4 protein-coding genes and 3 pseudogenes are annotated in these 3,559 nt (G+C 64.8%); 6 read left to right on the forward strand and 1 reads right to left on the reverse strand.

The window, feature by feature from the left end:
• The 5 genes and pseudogenes from G5C65_RS39790 to G5C65_RS33625 all read left to right on the forward strand — a co-directional run.
• Positions 1–272: pseudogene (locus G5C65_RS39790) on the forward strand (hypothetical protein); the annotation flags it as partial.
• A 58-nt stretch (positions 273–330) separates the two neighbouring features.
• Positions 331–657, forward strand: coding sequence for a DUF4333 domain-containing protein (locus G5C65_RS33610; RefSeq protein WP_165302844.1), 327 nt, complete (start codon positions 331–333; stop codon positions 655–657).
• A gap of 108 nt (positions 658–765) precedes the next feature.
• Positions 766–1,035, forward strand: coding sequence for a DUF397 domain-containing protein (locus G5C65_RS33615; protein WP_165302845.1), 270 nt, complete (start codon positions 766–768; stop codon positions 1,033–1,035).
• A 625-nt stretch (positions 1,036–1,660) separates the two neighbouring features.
• Entirely contained in the window at positions 1,661–2,863 is a 1,203-nt protein-coding gene (locus G5C65_RS33620; RefSeq protein ID WP_165302846.1) for a WXG100 family type VII secretion target, read from the forward strand.
• A 35-nt stretch (positions 2,864–2,898) separates the two neighbouring features.
• A complete protein-coding gene (locus G5C65_RS33625) occupies positions 2,899–3,117 on the forward strand; it encodes a hypothetical protein (RefSeq protein ID WP_165302847.1) in 219 nt (72 codons plus the stop codon).
• Positions 3,118–3,276: 159 nt separating this feature from the next.
• Here the strand turns inward: G5C65_RS33625 and G5C65_RS39795 are convergent.
• A pseudogene (locus G5C65_RS39795) lies at positions 3,277–3,372 on the reverse strand (helix-turn-helix domain-containing protein); the annotation flags it as partial.
• Here G5C65_RS39795 and G5C65_RS33635 point away from each other — a divergent pair.
• Positions 3,355–3,559: pseudogene (locus tag G5C65_RS33635) on the forward strand (hypothetical protein); the annotation flags it as partial. The pseudogenes G5C65_RS39795 and G5C65_RS33635 sit on opposite strands and share 18 nt — an antisense overlap.

The following is a 3,559-nucleotide window of genomic DNA, read 5'->3' on the forward strand; positions in this document are numbered from 1 at the left end:
CTCGCGGTGCTGACCGAGCACCTCCCCTTCGCCCGGGACGTCGGCATCCGCTTCCTCATCGCCCGCAGCTCGGCGGGGGCCTCCCGCTCGATGTTCGAGACGTTCATGACCCGCATCAAGGAACTGGGCGCCCAGGGCGTCGTCCTCTCCGGCGACCCCTCCGAGGGCGACATCCTCGGCCCCGTCCGCCCCCGCCCGGCCGCGGCTTCTTCGTCTCCCGCAAGCGCGGCACCCCCCTGGTGCAGCTGGGGTGGGTACCGGATGAGGTGTGAGGGTGCGGGGCCGCGGTTCGCTTTTTCGGCTATTCAGAGAACGAGGTGCAGGAGAGCCATGCGTACTTTCGTCCGGATACCGGCAGCGGCAGCCGTCACGCTGCTTGCGTTGACTGCCTGCAGCGTCGAGACCGGTTCGTCCAACGACTCGGTAGGGACCGAGGAGTTGGAGAAGAAGGTGGACCGGTTGCTGACCGAGAAGGTCGGCCAGTCCCCCAAGGACATCGACTGCCCCGACAAACTGAAGGCGGAAGAGGGCGCGAAGACCCGGTGCACCCTCACCGCGTCCGATGGGACACGCATCGGGGTCACGGTCACGGCCGGCGAGCGAGACGGCGACAAGTCGGTCCGTCTCGACATCAAGGTCGATGACGAACCGCAGTGAGACCGGGAGCCGGGGTAGCAGTCTTCGTAGATGCGAAGAGCATGGACGAAGCCCGTAGTACGGACGAGACCCGTAGTGTGGCCAGTTGCATGAAAGGAGCAGCCGCTGATGGGGACTCAGCAGGAGAAGGACGAGCTGTACGCCATGGACATCTCCGACGCCGTGTGGGAGAGCGCGCCGGGCGGGCCGGAGGACGAGAAGGTGGAGATCGCTCACCTTGCGGGCGGCGCGGTCGCCATGCGCAACTCGAAGGAACCGGACGTGGTGCTGCGGTACACCGCCGCGGAGTGGGAGGCGTTCGTCCTCGGAGCGCGGGACGGGGAGTTCGACCTGGAGCCGATGCCGCACAACGGGGGACTGACGGCGGAGGAGGGGTAGCCGCAATACCAGTCGCCGGCCTCGGGGGCACCCACGCGCCCCCTCTGGCCGCTCCTCGCTCCGGCGCCGACTGTGTCCGGCTCCGGCCCTCCCTTCCCCGGGCCGCCACGACTACTGTCGGGTCATCAGTGCACTCAGTGAGCCACCATGAGCTGTTCGGGAGGGTGAGTTGTCGGAGGACGACGGTGCGAGCGAGGTAAACCTGGCCGTGTCAGCCACGGCCAGGAAATCAGCCGCACAGTACATCGAGAACGACTTGGACCCGGCTGTGCTGCGCAAGAGCAGGATCGCGGACAGCGCGTCAGAGGCCATCTGTGGCAGCGCTGGTACTCCCGGCTCTGTCGCCCCGGGCGCCTTGCCCGGCTGGGAGACGGGACAAGGCATGCGGTTCTGCGTCAACAGGTGGGACCGCCAGGTGAAGGTACTGCGGGGATACCTGGCCCGCCAACAGGGCGCGTTGAGGGCCACCAGCACACTCTTCCGGGGACAAGAGGTCAGGACGGCATCGGGGTTCGCGGCCCTCATCGGACAGGGCGCAAAAGCGCCCGCCGACCCTGGCGCGTCCCCGATTCTGCGGAGCCGCAGCGGGCTGGACGACCTGTAGACCTGCCGGGAGACCGTACACGTGGTGGACTTGACGTATCAGGACGTCATGCGGGCGGATTTCTCCTCCCTGACCGCAGCGGCGAAGCAGTGGCGCGCCATGGGAGACGCCTTCGACGCTCTGCGTCAGGACTACGCCAACCAGGTGCGGAACAAGGCCAAGGGCTGGTCGGGAGAAGCGGCGAAGTCGTTCTGGACAGCGTCCGACACAGCACTGTACGAGTTTGGCGCCGCCAAGACGCAGGCCCACTCGATCGCGAAGCTCCTCGACAACGGCCACGACATGCTGACTGAGGCCCGAGAGGTGGTGAAACGAGCTCGGAGCACGGCCGAGGACAAGGGCGGCATGAAGGTGGATGCGTACGGAAAGTGCACCACCGACATCTCGAAGCTCACCGCCGAAGAGGCCCAGGGCGTGCTCCGCGATCCCACACGCCTCGACACGGAACGCGCCTGGACGAACTGGATCCAAAGAGCTGTGCAGGGTGTCGTGGCCGCGGACCGCCTCGTGCGTGCCGCACTGGAATCAGCCGGGACAGACGCTGACGCTCGCGGCGACCTGAACGGCTTCAACGGAAAGGCGCCCAGCGGACTTGAGGAGTTTGCGCGTCAGGAAGCCGCATTACAGGCAGCGAAGGCTGCGGAGAAGGCAGAGAAGAAGAAGGCCGATGATCTCAGTCGAAAGATAACCAAAGGAACACTGGTTGGTCTGTACCTGTTCCTCCGGTCCGGCGGGGATCTCGGGAAGTTCGCGGCCAGCTCGATAAATGCCGTCGCAGAGGCCACGGGATACAACAAGACACAGGGGATTTGCCTGAATTTTTCCGCAGGGGCAGGAATAGGGGGCTCCCTGGATACCTGCCTGATCGCAACAAGGAGGCCGGACGGAGGAGTGCAGCTTTCGTCTACCTTCTCCCCTGCGGCGCAAACCGAGGGATGGGACTTCGGCGTCGGAGCCAGCATCGGCGTGCTGAAGAGCAACGCAGACGACATCAGCCAGATCAGAGGTGGCGGGTGGGATAAGGGCGGCTCGGTAAAATCGGGTCCACTCGGCGTGGACTTCAACCGCAGCGATGCATTCGGAGCCAAGAACTCCAAGGGAGATTCAGTCAGTTCCTATTTTCTCGGCGTAGGCCCCGGAGCGGAAGGGAAGATCGGAACAGGTTTCAGTCGGACGTATGGGAACGTACTATGGGAATCACCTCCCCAACGGGGCTCCAAGTAATGCACCTACATTGAGCACAGAAAGGCATCACGGGAATGGCATTGGGCATCGCCGGAGCCTTCTTTTTTCTTCTCGGCCTCCTTTTGACCTCAAATTACCGAGGTTTCACCGAAACAGCGCTCAACGTAATCGTTCGCGTGAACCCGGTGACGCGCGGAGCCCGCACGATTCATCTCCGCGTCGCGGGCGGGGTGGCTCTGTTCAATGGCGCCGCCGCGATGCTGGCCGGTTTCTCCGGTGCGGCCTCAGCGTGATGGCTGGTCGAGCGGGAAGACGACGGCGGCACCAAGCCTACGGAGTCGTTTCGTTTAGAGGTCTCGCAAATAGACACGGTGGTACCCACGCAGCGAGGCAGGGACAGGGACCTCGCGATCATGGAGTTGCGACACTCCGTGATCATGGATGAGCACCCCTCACTCGACGGTCACCGACGCCTGCCACGCGCCCGGGCGCATGCCTGTCGCCTTCCGGAAGAACACCGAGAAGTTGGACGCGTCTGGTGGACCGACCCGCAGGTGTTCATCGTCGTCGACGACTACGAACTCGTCGCGACGTCCAGCGGAAACCCCCTCGCGGTGCTGACCGAGCACCTCCCCTTCGCCCGGGACGTCGGCATCCGCTTCCTCATCGCCCGCAGCTCGGCGGGGGCCTCCCGCTCGATGTTCGAGACGTTCATGACCCGCATCAAGGAACTGG

Origin of the sequence: Streptomyces boncukensis, from assembly GCF_011045075.1 — a bacterium.
Classification (GTDB): domain Bacteria; phylum Actinomycetota; class Actinomycetes; order Streptomycetales; family Streptomycetaceae; genus Streptomyces; species Streptomyces boncukensis.